Raw genomic sequence first — 1,217 nt, 5'->3', positions numbered from 1 at the left:
TATAGCTGTCAGCCTTGAATCAGTTATCAGTTATCAGTGATCAGTTATCAGATTTGAGTTTTCAGTGAGCGGTATCAAGTGAGGAGTATTAAATGGCATTAACAGTGCTGTCTTTTCGTCTTTTCACTTCACTGATTACTATTTACTATTTACTGATTACTATTTACTGATTACTGTTTACTGTTTACTGATCACTGAAAAAAGCTTCCCACTGATCACTGATTACTGTTTACTAATCACTGAAAAGTCTCCCCTCATTTGGAGAAATAAACAATGGACCGGGCAACGGAATTCGATCGCACAATGATGCAAAGATGTCTAACCCTTGCTAGGCAAGGCTTGGGGCGGACTTCTCCTAATCCTTTGGTGGGTGCTGTGATCGTTCAAGAGGGTATAATTATCGGCGAAGGGTTTCACCCGGAGGCCGGACAACCCCATGCAGAAGTTTTCGCCCTGAGACAGGCAGCAGAAAAAGCTCGTGGTGCCACTTTATACGTCAATCTTGAACCCTGTAACCACTATGGACGTACTCCACCCTGTAGCGAGGCAATTGTGCAAGCAGGCATTAAAAAAGTGGTGGTGGGGATGATCGATCCTAATCCCTTGGTGGCGGGGAAAGGCATTCAAAGATTAGAATCGGCAGGTATCGAGACGCTGGTGGGAGTGGAGGAGTCCGAATGTCGTCAACTCAATCAGGGTTTTATCCATCGCATCACCGCTAAAAAACCCTTCGGTATCCTCAAATATGCCATGACTCTCGATGGCAAAATTGCCGCCACTAGCGGTCATAGCACTTGGATTACTAGCCCCGCTTCTCGCCAAATAGTCCATCAACTGCGATCGGCCTGTGATGCGATTATCGTCGGCGGTAGCACTGTCCGTCAAGATAATCCCCACCTAACCACTCACGGCCTCTCCGATCATAATCCCCTGCGCGTGGTCATGACTCGATCGCTCGATTTACCCTCCTCCGCCCATCTTTGGGATACCAGTCAATTTCCCACGCTTGTTTATACACAAATTGATGCTAATGTCAAGCTTCAGCAACAATTATTAACAAAAGGCGTGGAAGTGATCGAACTAACCGAGGTGACACCCACTTTAGTGATGGAAAATCTTTATCAGAGGGGATTTTGTCAGGTTTTGTGGGAGTGCGGCGGCGGTTTAAGTGCAGCGGCGATCGCTGAGGGCATGGTACAAAAAATTATCGCTTTTAT

The 1,217-nt window shown here is 46.5% G+C and carries 1 protein-coding gene; it reads left to right on the top strand.

Going from position 1 to position 1,217, the window contains the following annotated elements; translation table 11 throughout:
* Positions 1-273: 273 nt before the first annotated feature.
* Positions 274-1,217 (top strand): bifunctional diaminohydroxyphosphoribosylaminopyrimidine deaminase/5-amino-6-(5-phosphoribosylamino)uracil reductase RibD (gene ribD, locus PX481_RS18560; protein WP_288095387.1); only part of this gene is annotated, 944 nt, incomplete at its 3' end.

The sequence above is a fragment of the Microcystis sp. M53603_WE2 genome (genome assembly GCF_030065435.1).
Note: the sequence above shows the minus strand (reverse complement) of the source record. Positions and strands in the feature narration are given on the sequence as shown.